General features: G+C 72.1%; 12 protein-coding genes. 5 read left to right on the top strand and 7 right to left on the bottom strand.

The features are described from left to right. Nucleotides 1-47: 47 nt before the first annotated feature. Together OG780_RS37920 and OG780_RS37915 are read right to left on the bottom strand one after the other, a co-directional pair. Nucleotides 48-1,598, bottom strand: a complete 1,551-nt coding sequence (locus tag OG780_RS37920; protein WP_328455915.1) for an acyl-CoA synthetase — start codon at nucleotides 1,596-1,598, stop codon at nucleotides 48-50. Next, nucleotides 1,595-2,707, bottom strand: a complete 1,113-nt coding sequence (locus OG780_RS37915) for an NAD(P)H-dependent flavin oxidoreductase (protein ID WP_328455913.1) — start codon at nucleotides 2,705-2,707, stop codon at nucleotides 1,595-1,597. The genes OG780_RS37920 and OG780_RS37915 overlap by 4 nt, the downstream gene beginning before the upstream one ends. Nucleotides 2,708-2,878: 171 nt before the next feature. Here OG780_RS37915 and OG780_RS37910 point away from each other — a divergent pair, with 171 nt between their 5' ends. Then, nucleotides 2,879-4,684, top strand: a complete 1,806-nt coding sequence (locus OG780_RS37910) for a serine hydrolase (protein WP_328455911.1) — start codon at nucleotides 2,879-2,881, stop codon at nucleotides 4,682-4,684. A gap of 149 nt (nucleotides 4,685-4,833) precedes the next feature. Here OG780_RS37910 and OG780_RS37905 read toward each other — a convergent pair whose 3' ends face one another. The 5 genes from OG780_RS37905 to OG780_RS37885 all read right to left on the bottom strand — a co-directional run bounded on the left by OG780_RS37905 (nucleotide 4,834) and on the right by OG780_RS37885 (nucleotide 11,484). Next, nucleotides 4,834-6,399, bottom strand: coding sequence for a phytoene desaturase family protein (locus tag OG780_RS37905; RefSeq protein ID WP_328455909.1), 1,566 nt, complete (start codon nucleotides 6,397-6,399; stop codon nucleotides 4,834-4,836). Nucleotides 6,400-6,476: 77 nt separating this feature from the next. Beyond that, entirely contained in the window at nucleotides 6,477-7,622 is a 1,146-nt protein-coding gene (locus tag OG780_RS37900; RefSeq protein ID WP_328455907.1) for an RNA polymerase sigma factor, read from the bottom strand. Between the two features lie 8 nt (nucleotides 7,623-7,630). After that, entirely contained in the window at nucleotides 7,631-8,038 is a 408-nt protein-coding gene (locus tag OG780_RS37895; RefSeq protein ID WP_328458672.1) for a YciI family protein, read from the bottom strand. Nucleotides 8,039-8,201: 163 nt separating this feature from the next. Then, nucleotides 8,202-10,478: a serine/threonine-protein kinase gene (locus OG780_RS37890; RefSeq protein ID WP_328455905.1), complete on the bottom strand. Its 2,277-nt coding sequence runs from the start codon at nucleotides 10,476-10,478 to the stop codon at nucleotides 8,202-8,204. Between the two features lie 403 nt (nucleotides 10,479-10,881). Next, complete coding sequence (locus OG780_RS37885; protein WP_328455903.1) at nucleotides 10,882-11,484, bottom strand: TetR/AcrR family transcriptional regulator; 603 nt, start codon at nucleotides 11,482-11,484, stop codon at nucleotides 10,882-10,884. Between the two features lie 100 nt (nucleotides 11,485-11,584). Here OG780_RS37885 and OG780_RS37880 point away from each other — a divergent pair, with 100 nt between their 5' ends. From OG780_RS37880 to OG780_RS37865, 4 genes are all read left to right on the top strand, one after another. Beyond that, the gene (locus OG780_RS37880; protein WP_328455901.1) at nucleotides 11,585-12,214 is read left to right on the top strand and encodes a TetR/AcrR family transcriptional regulator; all 630 of its coding nucleotides are present in this window, start codon (nucleotides 11,585-11,587) and stop codon (nucleotides 12,212-12,214) included. Between the two features lie 162 nt (nucleotides 12,215-12,376). Further along, nucleotides 12,377-14,035, top strand: a complete 1,659-nt coding sequence (locus tag OG780_RS37875) for an isovaleryl-CoA dehydrogenase (RefSeq protein WP_328455899.1) — start codon at nucleotides 12,377-12,379, stop codon at nucleotides 14,033-14,035. A gap of 366 nt (nucleotides 14,036-14,401) precedes the next feature. Continuing rightward, nucleotides 14,402-15,181, top strand: a complete 780-nt coding sequence (locus OG780_RS37870) for a hypothetical protein (protein ID WP_328455897.1) — start codon at nucleotides 14,402-14,404, stop codon at nucleotides 15,179-15,181. Nucleotides 15,182-15,948: 767 nt separating this feature from the next. Further along, a complete protein-coding gene (locus OG780_RS37865) occupies nucleotides 15,949-16,614 on the top strand; it encodes a DUF4389 domain-containing protein (protein ID WP_328455895.1) in 666 nt (221 codons plus the stop codon). Nucleotides 16,615-16,663: the final 49 nt, after the last annotated feature.

The raw sequence follows: 16,663 nt of genomic DNA, 5'->3' as shown, positions 1-16,663 counted from the left end.
GGTGCGCGCGGTGTCCGGATCCGCTCCGGGCACCGCGCGCGGCCGCGTCACATCGTCCTGGTGCGGCCCTCCCAGTAGGGGTCGCGGAGGCGTCGCTTGTACAGCTTCCCGTTGGGGTCGCGGGGCATGGCGGCGATGAAGTCGACGCTCTTGGGCCGCTTGTACCCGGCGAGTTGCCGCTCGCAGTGGGCGAGGATGTCGGCGGCGAGCGCCGGTCCTGGTTCGTGGCCCGGCGCGGCCTCCACCACGGCCTTGACCTCCTCGCCCCAGTCGTCGTGCGGGATGCCGAAGGCGGCCGCGTCGGCGACGGCGGGGTGGGAGAGCAGCGCCGCCTCGATCTCGGCCGGGTAGATGTTGACCCCGCCGGAGATGATCATGTCGATCTTGCGGTCGCGGAGGAAGAGGTAGCCGTCCTCGTCGAGCAGGCCGAGGTCCCCGACGGTGAAGAAGTCGCCGATGCGGTTCTTCCGGGTCTTGGTCTCGTCCTTGTGGTACGAGAACCCGCCGGTGCTCATCTTCATGTAGACGGTGCCGAGTTCACCGGGCGGCAGCCGGTTGCCGTCGTCGTCGAAGACGGCCAGTTCGCTGATGGGCCAGGCCTTGCCGACGGTGCCGGGCTTCTTCAGCCAGTCCTCGGCGGTCGCGAAGGCGCCGCCGCCCTCGCTGGCCGCGTAGTACTCCTCGACGCTCTCCCCCCACCACGCGATCATGGCCCGTTTCACATGGTCGGGGCACGGGGCGGCGCCGTGGATGGCGTGCCGCATGGAGGTGACGTCGTAGCGGGCCTTCACCTCGTCGGGGAGGGCCAGCAGCCGGTGGAACTGGGTCGGCACCATATGGGTGTGCGTGCACCGGTGTACGTCGATGACCCGCAGCATCTCCTCGGGCGTCCACTTGTCCATCAGCACCAGCCGGTGGCCGATGTGCAGGGACGCGCCCGCGAACTGGAGGACCGCGGTGTGGTAGAGCGGCGAGCAGACGAGGTGCACGTTGCCGTCGAACGGCCGGATGCCGAAGATGGCGAGGAAGCCGCCGAGATACGACTCCTCGGGGAGCTTGCCGGGCAGCGGGCGCCTGATACCGCGGGGGCGGCCGGTGGTGCCCGAGGTGTAGTTCATGACCCAGCCGAGGGTACGGTCGGCGGGCACGGAACCGGGCTGTCCGTCGAGGAGTTCGGCGTACGGGCGGAAACCCTCGACGGCGCCGACCGCGTACCGCTGCGCCGGAGCGAGCTTCGCCTCGTCGGCGGCGTGCCGGGCGGCGTCGGCGAAGCGTTCGTGGGCGATCAGGACCTTGGCCCCGGAGTCGGAGACGATCCAGGCGATCTCGGGTCCGACGAGGTGGTGGTTGACGGGGACGAGGTAGAGGCCCGCCTGCGAGGCTGCGAGGTAGGCGACGAGGAACTCGACGCCGTTGGGCAGGACGACGGCGAAGGAGTCGCCGCGTTCGAGGCCGGCGGCGCGCAGTCCGTGGACGAGGCCGTTGGCCGCCTCGTGCAGCCGCCCGGCGGTCCACTCCTCGCCGGTGGGGGTGATCAGGACGACGCGCTCGGGGTCGGCGCCGGCCTGGGCCCAGAAGCCGTTGGGTGATGTGGTCATGCCTCTTCTCCCCTGCCCGCGATGCGGTTGATGCGGTCCACGGCGTGCTCGAAGCCCCGGGTCAGGTCGTCGAAGACCTCCTGGACGGAGCGTTCGCTGTTCATCCGGCCGACGATCTGCCCGACGGGGGTGCCGAGCAGCGGCTCCACCTCGTACTTCTGGATGCGGGAGACGGCGTCGGCGACGAGGAGTCCCTGGAGCGGCATGGGGAGCGTGCCGGGCCCGTCCGGGTCGTCCCAGGCGTCGGTCCACTCGGTGCGCAGCTGGCGTGCGGGCTTGCCGGTCAGGGCGCGTGAGCGGACGGTGTCGCCGGAACCGGCCGCGAGCAGTTTGCGGGTGACGGCCGGGGAGTGCATGTCGGCCTCCGTCACGGTCAGCCAGACCGATCCGAGCCACACTCCCTGGGCGCCGAGGCTCAGCGCGGCGGCCACCTGCGGTCCGCTGCCGATGCCACCCGCCGCGAGGACCGGCAACGGGCCCACGGCGTCGACGACTTCGGGGGTGAGCACCATCGAGGCGATCTCCCCCGTGTGTCCGCCGGCCTCGTAGCCCTGGGCGACGACGATGTCGATGCCGGCCTCGGCGTGCTTGCGCGCGTGCCGGGCGCTGCCCGCGAGGGCCGCGACGAGGACCCCGCGGTCGTGGGCGCGCCGGATCACGTCCGCGGGCGGCGAGCCCAGCGCGTTGGCCAGCAGTTTGATCGGGTAGTCGAAGGCGACGTCGAGCTGGCCGCGGGCGACCTGTTCCATCCAGCCGGTGATGCGCCAGCCGGACGCCTCGCCCTCGGCCAGTTCGGGGACGCCGTACTTGGCGAGGGTGTCCTCGACGAACTGGCGGTGGCCCTCTGGGATCATCGCCTCGACGTCGGCCTCGCTGACGCCCTCGACCTTCTTGGCGGGCATGACGACGTCGAGGCCGTAGGGCCTGCCGTCGACGTTCGCCTCGATCCAGTCGAGGTCGCGCTCCAGGTCCGTGGGGTCGGTGTAGCGGACCGCGCCGAGCACACCGAATCCGCCCGCGCGGCTGATGGCCGCGGCGACGGCGGGAAACGGCGTGAAGCCGAAGATGGCGTGCTCGACTCCCAGTTCCTTGCTCAGCTCCGTCTGCATGCGCGCAGAATGCCGCAGACGTCCGGACGAGGGAAGGCCTTTTCTGATACTCCGTCAGATATTGGAGGCTCACCCGGGAGGGTTGACACGCTCGCGCCTGACGGGAAAGTTTCACTCGGCACAGCAGACCCGGAAAGATATTTTCAGGCGACGCGAGCGAGAGGCTTCCCGATGACCGAAGGCCTGAAGGACCCGGCGAAAGACACACAGGACAGAGCGCGCGACGGGCTGACCCGTCGTCAGTGGGGCCGGGGCGTACTGGCGATGGGCGGGGCGGTGGCCCTCGCCCCCTTCCCCGCGGGCCCGGCGGCGGCCTCGACGGGGAACGGCCACCGGACACTCCAGCACGGCACACCCCGGCAGGCCGGGCTGCTCACCGGCCATCTTCGCCAACTCGTGCTGGACGCGCAGACGTTCCTCGCGCCCTCTCCCCAACACCCCTGGTACGCCGGTGCCGTCCTGCTCGCGGGCCGGGGCGGCATCGTGGCCCTGCACGAACCGATCGGCATGGCCGTGCGCTACGCGGCGTACGACGAGAAGACGGACACCGGCGTGGAGTTCCCCGCCGACCGCCAGATCCCGGCGTCGAGCGACACGGTCTACGATCTCGCTTCCGTGTCCAAGCTGTTCACCTCGATCCTCGCGGTGCAGCAACTGGAGCGCGGTGCCCTGGAACTGGAGACCGCCGTCGCCTCGTACCTCCCCGAGTTCGCGGGCGGCGGCAAGCAGAGCGTGACCATCCGTCAACTGCTCACCCACACCTCCGGGTTCCGCTCGTGGATCCCCCTGTACAAGGCGCCGACGCGCGAGGGAAAGCTCCAGCTCATCTGGAACGAGAAGCTCGCCACCGCGCCCGGCACCGCGTATCTGTACTCCGACCTGAACCTGATCTCGCTCCAGCTCGTCCTGGAGAGGATCACCGGCCGGACCCTCGACACCCTGCTGCGCGACGAGATCACCGGCCCCCTCGGCATGGACGACACCCGCTACAACCCGCCCGCCTCGTGGAAGCCGCGGATCGCCGCCACCGAGGACGCCCGGGCGCCCTGGTCGGGACTGGACCGGGGACTCGTGTGGGGTGAGGTCCACGACGAGAACGCGTACTCCCTGGGCGGGGTGGCCGGTCACGCCGGGGTCTTCTCCTCCGCCTGGGACCTGGCGGTCCTCGGCCGGGCGCTGCTGAACGGCGGTGCCTACGGCAGGGCGCGCATCCTGCGGCCGGAGTCGGTGGACCTGATGTTCACCGACTTCAACACCGCTTTCCCGGGCGACGAGCACGGCCTCGGCTTCGAGCTCTACCAACATTGGTACATGGGCGCGATGGCGACACCGCGCACCGCCGGCCACACCGGCTTCACCGGCACCTCGCTCGTGCTCGACCCGACGACCGACTCCTTCCTGATCGTCCTCGGCAACTCCGTTCATCCCGTGCGCACTTGGCGATCCGGATCCGCTCCCCGGGTCGCCGCCGGAAACCATCTCGCGCGAGCCGTCGCGGTGCGTCCGGCGCACGGGCGTACCTCGTGGTTCTCCGGAATGGCGAGCTCGTCGACGGCGACCCTGACCCTGCCCGCGCTCGACACCACCGCCGGTCCGACGCGGTTTCGCTGCGCGCTGTGGTGGGACACCGAACCCCGCTCGGACGTCCTGTTCCTGGAGTCCTCCACCGACGGCGGCACGACCTGGCAGCCGGTCCCCTTCACGACCCGGCGGCGGCCCGAGGACCCGGAGGAGCATCCGGCGGGCACGGCCACCGGCTGGTCGGGGCGCACGTGGCACCGGCTCGGCGCCGACCTGCCGAGCGCGGCGGTGCTCACGCTGCGCTGGCGCTACACCACCGACCGGCTGTACGTCGGCCGCGGCGCGTACGTCGGCGCGCTGCGGGTCGAGACAGGTGACCGCGTCGCCTTCGACGAGTCACGGCCAACGGACGCGGCGCGCATCGCGGCGGCGGGCTGGTCACCGTCCCGGGACTGACGGCAGAGCGGCGGGACGCGCCCGGCCCCCGGCAGGGGCGCCCGAGCAGCCGGCCGGAGCGCCCGACCGACCGGCTGGGGCGCGCCCGCGCACCACCGCCCTCAGCAGCCGCTCGCCCCGGCACCGCGCGAGGGCGGCGCGGCTCCGGCCTAGGCTTCCCGGCCCAGTGACTCCAGTACGGCCTTCGCGGCGTTGTGGCCCGGCACCCCGCTCACCCCGCCGCCGCGTACCGCGCCCGCCCCGCACAGGAGCACGTTCGCGTGCCGGGTCTCCACGCCCCAGCGGCCCGTGCCCTCCTGGGCGTAGGGGAAGGCGAGGTCGCGGTGGAAGATGTTGCCGCCCGGCAGGCGCAGGTCCCGTTCCAGGTCGAGCGGGGTCTTCGCCTCGATGCACGGGCGTCCGTCCGCGTCGGTGGCCAGACAGTCGGCGAGCGGCTCGGCGAGGTGCGCGTCGAGCTGGGCCAGCGTCGACTTCAGCAACTCCTCGCGTACGGCGTCGTTGTCCCGCTCGAAGAGCCGGGCCGGCGTGTGGAGACCGAAGAGCGTGAGGGTCTGATATCCCCGCTCGACCAGGTCCCGGCCGAGGATGCTGGGATCGGTGAGCGAGTGGCAGTAGATCTCGGAGGGCGGCGCGGCGGGCAGCTCACCGGCCGCGGCCTGCGCGTGGGCGGCCGCGAGCTGCTCGTACCCCTCCGCGATGTGGAAGGTCCCGGAGAACGCCTCGCGCGGGTCGACGGAGGTGTCGCGGAGCCTCGGCAGCCGCTTGAGCAGCATGTTCACCTTGAGCTGGGCACCCTCGGCGGGAGTGGGCGGCTCGTCTCCGGTGAGGTGCGCGAGCTCCTGCGGCGAGGCGTTCACCAGGACGTGACGGGCCGCTACGACTCCCTCGCCGTCGGCCGTCCGGTAGGTGATCTCGGCGGACTCGCCGTCCGTGTCGATCCGCAGCACCTCGTGGCCGGTCTCGATCACGGCGCCCGCGGCGCGCGCCGCGCCGGTGATCGCGTCGGTCAGGGCTCCCATCCCGCCGACGGGCACGTCCCAGGCTCCCGTGCCGCCGCCGATCACGTGGTAGAGGAAGCAGCGGTTCTGCCGCAGTGACGGGTCGTGGGCGTCGGCGAAGGTGCCGATGAGGGCGTCGGTGAGGACGACACCGCGCACGAGGTCGTCGGCGAAGTACTCCTCTACGGCCGTGCCGACCGGCTCCTCGAACAGGATCCTCCAGGCCTCCTCGTCGTCGACGCGCGCCCTCAACTCCTCGCGGGTGGGCAGCGGTTCGGTGAGCGTCGGGAACACGTTCTTCGCGACGCGGCCGGTCATCCCGTAGAAGCGCTGCCACGCCTCGTACTCGCGGTCCGAACCCGTCAGCCGGGCGAACGCCTCGCGGGTGCGCCGCTCGCCGCCGCCGACGAGCAGTCCGGTGGGCCGTCCGTCGCGCTCGACGGGGGTGTACGAGGAGACCGTCCGGCCCCGGACCCGGAAGTCGAGACCCAGGTCTCGCACGATCTTCCGGGGCAGCAGGCTGACCAGGTACGAGTAGCGCGACAGGCGCGCGTCGACCCCGGCGAACGGCCGGGTGGACACGGCGGCGCCACCGGTGTTCCCCAGGCGCTCCAGCACCAGCACGGACCGCCCGGCCCGCGCCAGATAGGCGGCGGCGACCAGTCCGTTGTGGCCTCCGCCGACGATCACGGCGTCATATCCCTCGTGTACAGGCATGCCTCTTCGTAGCACGTGATGATCTACGTCGGCCAGAGGTGCGCGGCAAGCGGCGGCACCCCGTACGGCGGGGTCCGTCAGCGCGGCCGAAGGGTGTTGAGGCGGGCGGCCTGGCGTGTCAGATGGTCCCGCTCGGCCAGGTCGGGCGCCTTGCGCGCCGCCTCCGCGTACAGCCGTGCCGCCTTCACCAGGTCACCGTCGCGCTCGTGGAGGTAAGCGGCCACCGCGGTGTGGCGGGGCAGCGAATCGTCCAGGGCCGCGAGCGCGGCCAGGCCGGCGCGCGGTCCGTCGGCCTCCCCGACGGCCACCGCGCGGTTGAGCCGGACGACGGGGCTGTCGGTCAGGCGCGCGAGTTCGTCGTACCACTCGACGATCTGGACCCAGTCGGTCTCCTCGGCGGTGAGGGCGTCGGCGTGGAGCGCCGCGATGGCGGCCTGGGCCTGGAACTCGCCCAGCCGGTCGCGGGCGAGGGCCGCCTGGAGGATCGCGACGCCCTCGGCGATGACCCGGGTGTCCCACCGGCCTCGGTCCTGCTCGGCCAGCGGCACCAGACTGCCGTCGGGCGCGGTCCGGGCGGCGCGCCGGGCGTGGTGGAGCAGCATGAGGGCGAGCAGCCCCGCCACCTCGGGGTGGTCGACCTGGGCCGCGAGCCGGCGGGTGAGCCGGATGGCCTCGGCGACGAGGTCGACATCGCCGGAGTAGCCCTCGTTGAAGACCAGGTAGAGGACGCGCAGCACGGTGGCGACGTCACCGTTCCGGTCGAAGCGCACGCCGGAGACGGTGCGCTTGGCCCGGCTGATGCGCTGCGCCATGGTCGCCTCGGGCACCAGATAGGCCTGGGCGATCTGGCGGGTGGTGAGCCCGCCGACGGCGCGCAGGGTGAGCGCGACCGCGGAGGACGGGGTGAGCGAGGGGTGGGCGCACAGGAAGTAGAGCTGGAGCGTGTCGTCCACCGCGGGCACGGGTCCCGGCGCCGGCTCCTCGTCGACGAGGTCCTCGCGCCGGCGGCGGGCGGTGTCCGCCCGGGTCGCGTCGAGGAACCGGCGCCAGGCCACGGTGACCAGCCAGCCCTTGGGGTCGCGCGGCTCGTCGTCCGGCCAGACACGGACGGCCTCGACGAGCGCGTCCTGCACGGCGTCCTCGGCCGCCGCGAAGTCGGCTCCGCGGCGGACGAGGACGGCCAGCACACTCGGTGTGAGGCTCCGGAGCAGAGCCTCGTCCATGGGTGGGGTCACTCCGTGACCTTGTGGTGGGCGGTCAGGAACGGACGCACCTCGAGCCACTCGTGGATCGGCTCGCCGCCCGCGCCGGGGGCGGCCGACAGTTCCCCGGCCAGCTCGACGGCGCGCTCGGGGCTGTCGACGTCGATCACCATCCAGCCGGCGATGAGGTCCTTGGTCTCGGCGAACGGGCCGTCGGTGACCGGCGGGCGGCCCTCGCCGTCGTACCGGACCCACTGGCCCTCGGGGGCGAGCGCCTGGCCGTCGACGAACTCGCCGGTCTTCTCCAGCCGGGCCGCGAAGTCGTTCATGTACTGCACGTGGGCCGTGATCTCCTCCGGCTTCCACTGGTCCATGGGTACGTCGTTGACCGCGGCCGGGGCGCCCCGGTAGTGCTTGAGCAGCAGGTACTTGGCCATCGTGATCTCCTCCGTACTGGTGCGACCCATTGTGGTCGCCTTCACTGCTGGGACGGAGCGGGCCACGGGTTCTCGACATCGCCGGCCAAGATTCTTTGGCTCTCGTGGAGGAACGGGGGTCAGCGGCCTTTCCGAGGGACGGCCACCGCACCCGATCGGGCGGTCAGCGCCCCGTGGCCGCCCGCCGCTGCCGCAGTGCGGCCACCCTGCGGTACAGCTCCGCCGCTTCCTGTCCGCGCCCGAGCTGCTCCAGGCAGTGCGCCTCGTCGGTGCGGCTCGCGAGGGTGTCGGGATGGTCGGCCCCGAGCACCCGCTCGCGGGCGGACGCGACACGCCGGTACTCGGTGAGGGCGTCGGCCCAGCGCCCGAGCCAGCCGAGTCCGACGGCGACCTCGCGGCGGCTGACGAGGGTGTCGGGGTGGCCGGCCCCGAGAGCGCGCTCTCGGATGGCGCACACGTCACGGGACTCGGTGAGGGCCTCCTCCCAGCGGCCCAGCCGGCCGAGGTTCACGCCGAGCCCGTGCCGGGCGCGCAGGGTCTCGGGATGGGAGGCGCCCTGGGCGCGGGTGCGGTCGGCGACGAGCGAGCGGTACAGCTCCAGCGCCTGCGTGCTGCGGCCGAGTCTGCCCAGGCTGATGCCCACCTCGTAGCGGGCGGCGAGGGTGTCCTCGTGGTCGGGGCCGAGCGCCCCCGCACGAGCCGCCGCCACCTCCTGGTACGTGTGCAGCGCCTCGGGCCAGCGCCCCAACTGGCCGAGTGCGTAGGCGACTTCGTAGCGGGTGACGAGCGTGTCCGGGTGGGCCGGGCCGAGCACCCGGGCCCGGGCCGCGGCGACCTCGGCCGCCATGCGGTACGAGTCCTCCAGGCGTCCGAGCCTGCTGAGGTTGAAGGCCAGGTTGTGGCGGCAGCGCAGGGTGTCGGGATGGTCGGGGCCCATCGCGCGCTCGCGGGCGGCGAGGACCGACGTGTAGGCCTGGTGCGCCTCGACGTGGCGGCCCAACTGGCCCAGCACATAGGCCATTTCCTGTCGCGCGGCCAAGGTGTCGGGGTGGTCGACGCCGAACACCCGCTCTCTGGCCTGGGCGACATGCGCGTACTCGCCGAGTGCTTCGCCGGGGTGCCCGGTGCGGCTGAGGGTGAAGCCGACCTCGTACCGGCTGGCGAGCGTGTCCGGGTGGTCGGGCCCGAGCAGTCGCTCCCGTTCGGCGGCGACCGAGCGGTGCACCTCGCCCGCCTCGGTCCACCGGCCGAGCCGTCCAAGACTCAGTCCGGCGTTGTGCCGCCCGGCCAGGGCGGTGACCGACTCCGTCGTGGGAGCGGGTCGTCCGCCGGGACCGGGGAGGGGCGGGACGGCGGTGGAGGGGCGGGCGGTCCACTCGCCGGTGAGTCCGGCGGAGGCGTCGGGCGGGGTGCCGCGCCATCCCGCGCCGGTGGCCTTGTGGCCGGTGGTCATGCCCTGGGTCCAGGACGGCAGCCGGGACGCACGGGAGGGCCCTCGATCGGGCGGGGACGGGAACCGCGGTGCCGTGGAAGGCCGTTCGGGGACCGGGTACGGCGGGGCCGGGGCGACCACGGTCGGCACGTACATCGGCGTGCTGCGCCCTGCGGTGATGCGGCGGGCGAGTTCGCGGGCGTCCTGCGGGCGCTGCTCGGGCTGTTTGGCGAGCAGGTCGAGGATGATCCGCTCCAGGTACTCGGGGATGTCGGCCCGGTGGCTGCGGGGCGGCTCGGGCACGGTGTCGCGGTGGCCGACGAGGATGGCCCAGGCGTCGCCGAGGTCGAACGGCGGGGCTCCGGTGGCGATCTCGTAGAGCACGCACCCGAAGGAGTAGAGGTCGCTGCGCTGGTCGACCTCCGAGCCGCTGATCTGTTCCGGCGACATGTAGTGCGGGGTGCCCATCGCGACGCCGGTGCCGGTGAGCCGCGAGGTGAACCCGATGTCGTGGCCGAGCCGGGCGATGCCGAAGTCGCAGATCTTCACGGTGCCGTCCGTCAGCCGCATGATGTTTGCCGGCTTCAGGTCACGGTGCACGATGCTCTGTTGGTGGGTGTAGGCGAGCGCGGCGGTCACCTGGTCGGCGATGTCGACGACTTCGTCGACCGCGAGCGGCTGCCGGTTCTCCTCCATCAACTGGCCGAGGTTGTGTCCCTCCAGCAGTTCCATCACCAGGTACAGCACCCCGTCGGACTCGCCGAAGTCGTGGACGACGGTCACTCCGCGGTGCTGCAGGGCCGCCGCGACCCTGGCCTCGCGCCGGAACCGTTCACGCAGGACGCGGGTGAAGGACGGGTCGTGGTGCGGGCCGAGCGGCTTCAGGCACTTGACGGCCACCTGGCGGCCCAGCGACTCGTCCCGCGCCCGCCACACCTCGCCCATGCCGCCGCGCCCGATCGGATCGAGGAGCCGGTACCGGCCCTGGATCAGCCTGCTCTCCGCCATCTCCTGTGATCGCCCCCGTCACTGCTCGGCCCCGAGCCCGCCCCCGGCCTCGTCCAGTATGACGAGCCGTCCGCCCACTTTGTACGGCGTCGGAGGCGAGCCGGGGCCGAGCCGTGACACGGCCGGGAGAATGTCTCCGGTCGGGGGTCGCCGGCACGGGCGCGCGGGGACACAGCGTGCCGTGGTGCCCATGACACGGCACCGGATCACGGCGGCGGGCGTCCGGTACCGCGCTGCCGCACAGCGCGTGAGCGCACGACGACAGGACGGGGCGCGCGAACCCGGCGCGCACACCCCCGACCTCGCCAGGCATGCCGAGGACACGCCGGAGGGGCGGGCGGCCAGTCGGCGTACGGGCGAGTCGGCCTCGGCGTTCGACGGAAGCCGGGCCGGTCGTTCGGCGTCAGGGCCGGACGGCCACCGCTCGGGCGATCATGTCCACCATCGACTCGACGAGCGTCTCGTCCGGCAGTTGCTGTTCCCCGATCATCCGGAAGACCAGCGAGGCCGCGACCAGGGTCGAGGCGTCCGCCAGATCGATGTCAGGACGCACCTCGCCCCGGGCGACACCACGCTCCAGCAGGTGTCGCGTCTGGCTCATCACCCGTGCTGTGTAGGCCCGGTAGGCGGCGGGCTCGGCACCCGCCTCGGCGGAGGCGCCGATCACCCCGGCGAGCAGCCGGGCGACACCGGGCTGCCGGTACGCCTCCATGCGCGCCGTCAGGACGGCCCGCAGCTCGGCGCGGAAGTCACCCATGTCCGGCACGCTCAGCGACCCGATCCGCGATTCGGCGGCCGCGATGACGAGGTCCTGCTTGGTGGGCCAGCGCCGGTACATCGCCGGCTTGCTGACACCGGCGCGGGCCGCGACGGCGTCCATGGTGAGCGCGCCCATGCCGCTTTCCGAGACCAGCGCCACGACGGCGTCCAGCACCGCCGCAGTGACATGCTCCTGCCGCGGCCGTCCCGGCCCCCGCCGTACGCCCTCCACCCGCTGTTCCGCCATGCCGCGACCCTAGTCGACTCGCCCGGGCCGGTTCCCCCGACGCCTCCCGGCGGCCGAACGGGCCCTGGCGGGAAGTTCTGAATGATGGTTCACTTCTTTCATGGCGTACCGCAAGACCCCTTCCGAGATCCGCCGGCTGGAAGCCGCAAGAGAGCACCTGATCACCTGCGCCACCTCGGTCGTCGCCGAGGTGGGCTGGGCCCAGACCTCGGTGACCGCGGTCGCCGACTCGGCCGGGATCTCGGCCGGCTCGGTGTACCAGCACTTCCCGTCCAAGGCTGCCCTCGCCGTGGAGGTGTTCCGACGTGCCGCGGGCCGTGAGGTGGAGGTGCTCGGCGAGGTACTGGACGGCGAGGGCGACCCCGTCGAACGGCTCGCCCGCGGCATCGAAGTGTTCGCGCGCCGGGCCCTGGAGAACCGCGGCCTGGCCTACGCCCTGCTCGCCGCCCCGGCCGAGGCCGCGGTGGGCGCCGAGCGCCTCGAATTCCGGCGCCGCTACCGCGCGTTGTTCGCCGAGGTGGTACGCCAGGGCATGGCCGCGGGTCTGCTGCCCGCGCAGAACGGCGAGATCACCGCCGCGGCACTCACCGGCGCGATCGGCGAGGTGCTCGTGGACCCGCTCGGCGCCCCGGCCGAGCGGACGCCCGACGAACTCCTCGCGGAGCTCACGGCCATGGCCCTGCGGTGCGCGGGCGCTCCCGCCGCGCGGGGCCCGTCCGACGAGCCTTAGGGCCGGGCGCCCCGCCGACCGGAAGGCGGTGCCGGGACCGGGCGCGGTCCGCCGACCGGAGGGCGGAGTCGGCACCGGTCACGGTCCGGAACGGTCCCGCCGACAGTCCCTCGCACCGCTTCCCCGTCCGTCCCAGCCGACCCGCACACCGGAGGTTCCCGCATGACCGCGACCACCACCGCGCACAGCCGTCCCACCGCCGTGACGCACGAAGTGACCAACCAGCCACCGCCGTTGACAGGTCACGACGCCGCGGCCGACCCCGTGCTGCTGGAAGGTGTGAACCGCGAGGGGGCTTCCTGGCACCTCGACGACCTCCACCGGTTCGGCCGGTTCGTCGGCAGCGCGGAGGCACAGACCTGGGCGGACCAGGCCAACCGCCACGAGCCGGAACTGCGCACCCACGACCGCTACGGCCACCGCGTGGACGAGGTCGAGTTCCACCCCGCGTACCACTCGCTGATGGACGCCTCCGTGAGCGAGGGTCTCGCGGGTGCCGCCTGGGCCGACGAACGCTCCGGCGCCCATGTCGCGCGGGCAGCGGGCTTCATGCTGGCCACGATGCTGGAGCCCGGCCATCTGTGCCCCGTCTCCATGACGTACGCGGTGGTTCCCGCCCTGCGCCACTCCCCCGAGCTCGCCAAGGCCTACGAGCCCCTGCTCACCAGCCGCGTCTACGAACCCGGACTGCGCACCCCGGCCGAGAAGCCCGGCCTGCTCGCCGGGATGGGCATGACCGAGAAGCAGGGCGGCAGCGACGTACGCGCCAACACCACCACCGCGACCGGGCAGAGCGACGGCACCTGGCGGCTGCGCGGCCACAAGTGGTTCACCAGCGCCCCCATGAACGACCTGTTCCTCGTCCTCGCGCAGGCACCCGGCGGGCTCTCCTGCTTCCTGGTGCCGCGCGTGCTGCCCGACGGCAGCCGCAACACCTTCCGCGTCCAGCGGCTGAAGGACAAGCTCGGCAACCGCTCCAACGCCAGCAGCGAGCCCGAGTTCGACGACACCGTGGCCTGGCTCGTCGGCGCCGAGGGCAAGGGCGTGCGCACCATCATCGAGATGGTGACCATGACCCGCCTGGACTGCGTCCTCGGCTCCGCCGCCGGTACCCGCGCGGCCCTCGCCCAGGCCGCCCATCACGCCCGTCACCGCTCCGTGTTCGGCGCCAAGCTGATCGACCAGCCGCTCATGCGCAACGTCCTCGCCGATCTGGCACTGGAGTCGGAGGCCGCCACGACCCTTGCCCTGCGGCTGGCCGGCGCCGCGGACCGGGCCCAGCGCGGCGACGGCCAGGAGCGCGCCTTCCTGCGCCTGGCCACGGCCGTCGGAAAGTACTGGGTGTGCAAGCGCCAGCCCGCAGCCGTCGCCGAGGCCCTCGAATGCCTCGGCGGCAACGGCTACGACGAGGCGTCCGGCATGCCCCGGCTGTACCGCGAGGCCCCGCTCAACAGCATCTGGGAGGGCTCCGGCAACGTCAGCGCCCTCGACATGCTGCGCGCCCTCACGCGTGAGCCCGACTCGCTGGAGGCGTTCCGCGCGGAGATCGAGGCGGCGACCGGCGCCGACCCCCGATTCGACGCCGCCTGGCGGGAGTTGAGGGGCGAACTCGTCCTCACGGAGGACGCGCCCCTGCGCGCCCGCCGGGTCGCCGAACGGGCCGCCCTCGTCCTCCAGGCATCCCTGCTCGTCCGCCACGCACCGCCCGCGGTGGCCGACGCCTTCTGCGCGTCACGGCTGGCCGGAGACCGGGGTCTGGCGTTCGGAACGCTGCCGCCGGGGGCGGACTTCGCGGGGGTGCTGGAACGGCTTCCGGTCTGACGTCCGCCGGGGCCCGGCGACGGAAACGGCGGCCTCCAGGGCCCGGCGACGGGAACGGTTCGGACGGGCTGCGACCAGGATCGCTGGTGCATCGGGTGCGCACCAACGTCTGGCGGTGCGCCGCACCCCACACACTCCGCTTCACCACGCATTACGGCCAGGGAGAACGGGGTACAGCCGGACGGGGGGCGCAGGTGCCACGGTACGAGTGCGTGCGGGAGGTGGCTAATCATCGGCCCGGCCGTCGGGATGTGCCCGTCAGGCCCTTGACCGGGTGCCGCTTCGACGGAGGATGGGGAAGAGAGCGGGTCTGCGTGGTGAAGTGTGGGCCTCTGATAACTCCGACAGCAGGGAGCGTTTCTTCCGATGACCGCACAGCCCGCACGCCCTGAGCGCAGCGGTCCCGAGACCGCCTCGGTCATGGATGTCTCGCCGTTCAAGCCTTCTCTCGTCAAAGCGGTGTTCAGGGACGTGACCCCGATGCACGTCTCTCGGTCGGCCGCGTGGGCCGCCGCGTCGGTGACGCGGACAGTGCTGACGGAGATCATCGACGGCGCGAGGAGAGCGGCGGCGGCGGAAGCCCGGAAGAAGCTGATTCCCGGGGACCTTCTCTCGGCGATCGACCGGAACGTCGAGCTCGAGGTGGGGGACAAGTGGTACGACCACAGCCCGACGTTTCAAGGCCTGACCGGTGTCCTGTACGACGCCGAGGGTGTCATCGTGCCTTCTCGTAAGCGGAGCAGGTCGCGCAAACCGAGTGCTGTGGTGGGCGCCCACAGGTTCGAGGCCGGGGTCAAGAAGCTGCTGCGGAGCCAGGGGGCGACGGCTGTTCCGGCGATGGTCCGCGACCTGGACGGAATCGCGAGCGTGTTCCTGACGGATCTCGCCCGGGACGCGGCCAGGGTCGTCCGCGAGGGCGGGGTCAAACGTTTCGGTACGGTCACCCCAGTGGTGTCGGGCGAACCGGCCCCACCTCCGTTCCTCAAGGATTCCCTCCGGGCCCTGTCCGCCCGCAGGGGGGACGAACGGACCATCGGCAGGGACGACATCCTGGCCGCCACCACGATTCAGTTGTTCGGCGGCAAGCTCAGGCAGCGAGCCCTCACCGAGGCACGCGAGGCGACACAGAACACTTCGGCCGGCTGAGCGGGTGCGACCGACATCGCTCGTCGTCGCCGACACCGGCAGGCAGCGCCTCGCTGCCCGCGACCTCCACTCCCAGGGGGAATCATCGTGACCAACTCACCGCGCAGCCTTCTCTGCTCCCTCCTCGCTGTGGGCCTGTTCGCGCCATGACGATCACGGCGGCGACGGCGGTCGGTGGGGGGTGCACGTCATGGCTCGGCAACTTCGGGACGACCGGGAACGTCACGTTCACGAACGGCGGCGGCGGCGGCGGCAGCAACGTGTCCGCGCACAAGACGGCGGACTCCCCGTGGGATCGCGCACGCGATTGCACGCGATCCGCGAGACCCGACTCCTTCTCGATGGACGCGGCCCCCTCGCGCACCGCATGCCGCGGCGGACGCGCGCAATGAGCCCGCGCAGATCCTCTTCCACCTCTTGAATCACTTCGGTACACCTCAGGTCGCAGGGGTGCTGAGGATTTCCCTCCGGATCACTTGATCGAGTCCGGTACAGCAGCCCCGGCTACCGCTTGCTCACCAAGGCTGACCGCCCAATGCTGGACCTGAGGAATTCACCCGGGCGCACCGTCCGGGTGAGCCGGGCGTGGCAGGCGGCCTTTTTCGGCTCCGCCGCCTGTCTGCGGGGCTGTGCCCCGAACCGGCGGCTGCGTGGTCCGACAGGCACCCGTACGGTCCCACACTGCCCTCGCGGCATCGGGCGGAAGCAGCCAGGCTGGTCATGAGCCCACTCGGCGACTCCATGCCGAGGTGAAGGAGCTGATCACCATGACGAACCTGGCGGGATTCCCTGAGCGCCCGGTCCGGGTGAACGCGCGTATCGACTCGCCACTGTCCCGATGGCTGTGGCTCGTGAAGTGGATCCTCGCCATTCCGCACTACGTGGTGCTGTTCTTCCTCTGGATCGCCTTCACCGTAGTGACCGTGATCGCGTTTTTCGCCATCCTGTTCACCGAGCGCTATCCCCGGGGCCTGTTCGACTTCAACCTGGGTGTGCTGCGCTGGAGTTGGCGGGTCTCGTACTACTCGTACGACGCCCTGGGCACCGACCGGTACCCGCCGTTCAGCCTGGGCGAGGAACCGGATTACCCGGCACGGCTGGACATCGCCTACCCCGAGCGGCTCTCCCGCGGCCTGGTACTGGTCAAGTGGTGGCTCCTGGCCATCCCGCACTACGTGGTCATCGGCTTCTTCCTCGGCGGCGCCCAGTTCGGATGGTGGTCCGGCGGGCTGATCGGCGTGCTGACGGTCATCGCGGCCGTGATCCTGGCCTTCACCGAGAAGTATCCGAAGGACCTGTTCGACCTGATCATCGGCTTCAACCGGTGGGTCCTGCGCGTCACCGCCTACGTCGCTCTGATGACGGACGCGTACCCACCGTTCCGCCTGGACCAGGGCGGCTCCGAGAACAATGCTCCGCAGCCATGGCCGTGATCACCGCGCTGGTGGCCGCATTCCCCGAGCGGCCGTGGCAGCACGTCGG

This window comes from Streptomyces sp. NBC_00386 (assembly GCF_036063235.1).
Lineage (GTDB): Bacteria > Actinomycetota > Actinomycetes > Streptomycetales > Streptomycetaceae > Streptomyces.
This window is presented reverse-complemented; position numbering and strand designations above follow the sequence as displayed.

What these genes read in the sequence shown, in the direction of transcription:
- OG780_RS37920 (WP_328455915.1), bottom strand. Translation starts at nt 1,598, where the DNA reads ATGACCACATCACCCAACGGCTTCTGGGCCCAGGCCGGCGCCGACCCC.
- OG780_RS37915 (WP_328455913.1), bottom strand. Translation starts at nt 2,707, where the DNA reads ATGCAGACGGAGCTGAGCAAGGAACTGGGAGTCGAGCACGCCATCTTC.
- OG780_RS37910 (WP_328455911.1), top strand. Translation starts at nt 2,879, where the DNA reads ATGACCGAAGGCCTGAAGGACCCGGCGAAAGACACACAGGACAGAGCG.
- OG780_RS37905 (WP_328455909.1), bottom strand. Translation starts at nt 6,399, where the DNA reads ATGCCTGTACACGAGGGATATGACGCCGTGATCGTCGGCGGAGGCCAC.
- OG780_RS37900 (WP_328455907.1), bottom strand. Translation starts at nt 7,622, where the DNA reads ATGGACGAGGCTCTGCTCCGGAGCCTCACACCGAGTGTGCTGGCCGTC.
- OG780_RS37895 (WP_328458672.1), bottom strand. Translation starts at nt 8,038, where the DNA reads ATGGCCAAGTACCTGCTGCTCAAGCACTACCGGGGCGCCCCGGCCGCG.
- OG780_RS37890 (WP_328455905.1), bottom strand. Translation starts at nt 10,478, where the DNA reads ATGGCGGAGAGCAGGCTGATCCAGGGCCGGTACCGGCTCCTCGATCCG.
- OG780_RS37885 (WP_328455903.1), bottom strand. Translation starts at nt 11,484, where the DNA reads ATGGCGGAACAGCGGGTGGAGGGCGTACGGCGGGGGCCGGGACGGCCG.
- OG780_RS37880 (WP_328455901.1), top strand. Translation starts at nt 11,585, where the DNA reads ATGGCGTACCGCAAGACCCCTTCCGAGATCCGCCGGCTGGAAGCCGCA.
- OG780_RS37875 (WP_328455899.1), top strand. Translation starts at nt 12,377, where the DNA reads ATGACCGCGACCACCACCGCGCACAGCCGTCCCACCGCCGTGACGCAC.
- OG780_RS37870 (WP_328455897.1), top strand. Translation starts at nt 14,402, where the DNA reads ATGACCGCACAGCCCGCACGCCCTGAGCGCAGCGGTCCCGAGACCGCC.
- OG780_RS37865 (WP_328455895.1), top strand. Translation starts at nt 15,949, where the DNA reads ATGACGAACCTGGCGGGATTCCCTGAGCGCCCGGTCCGGGTGAACGCG.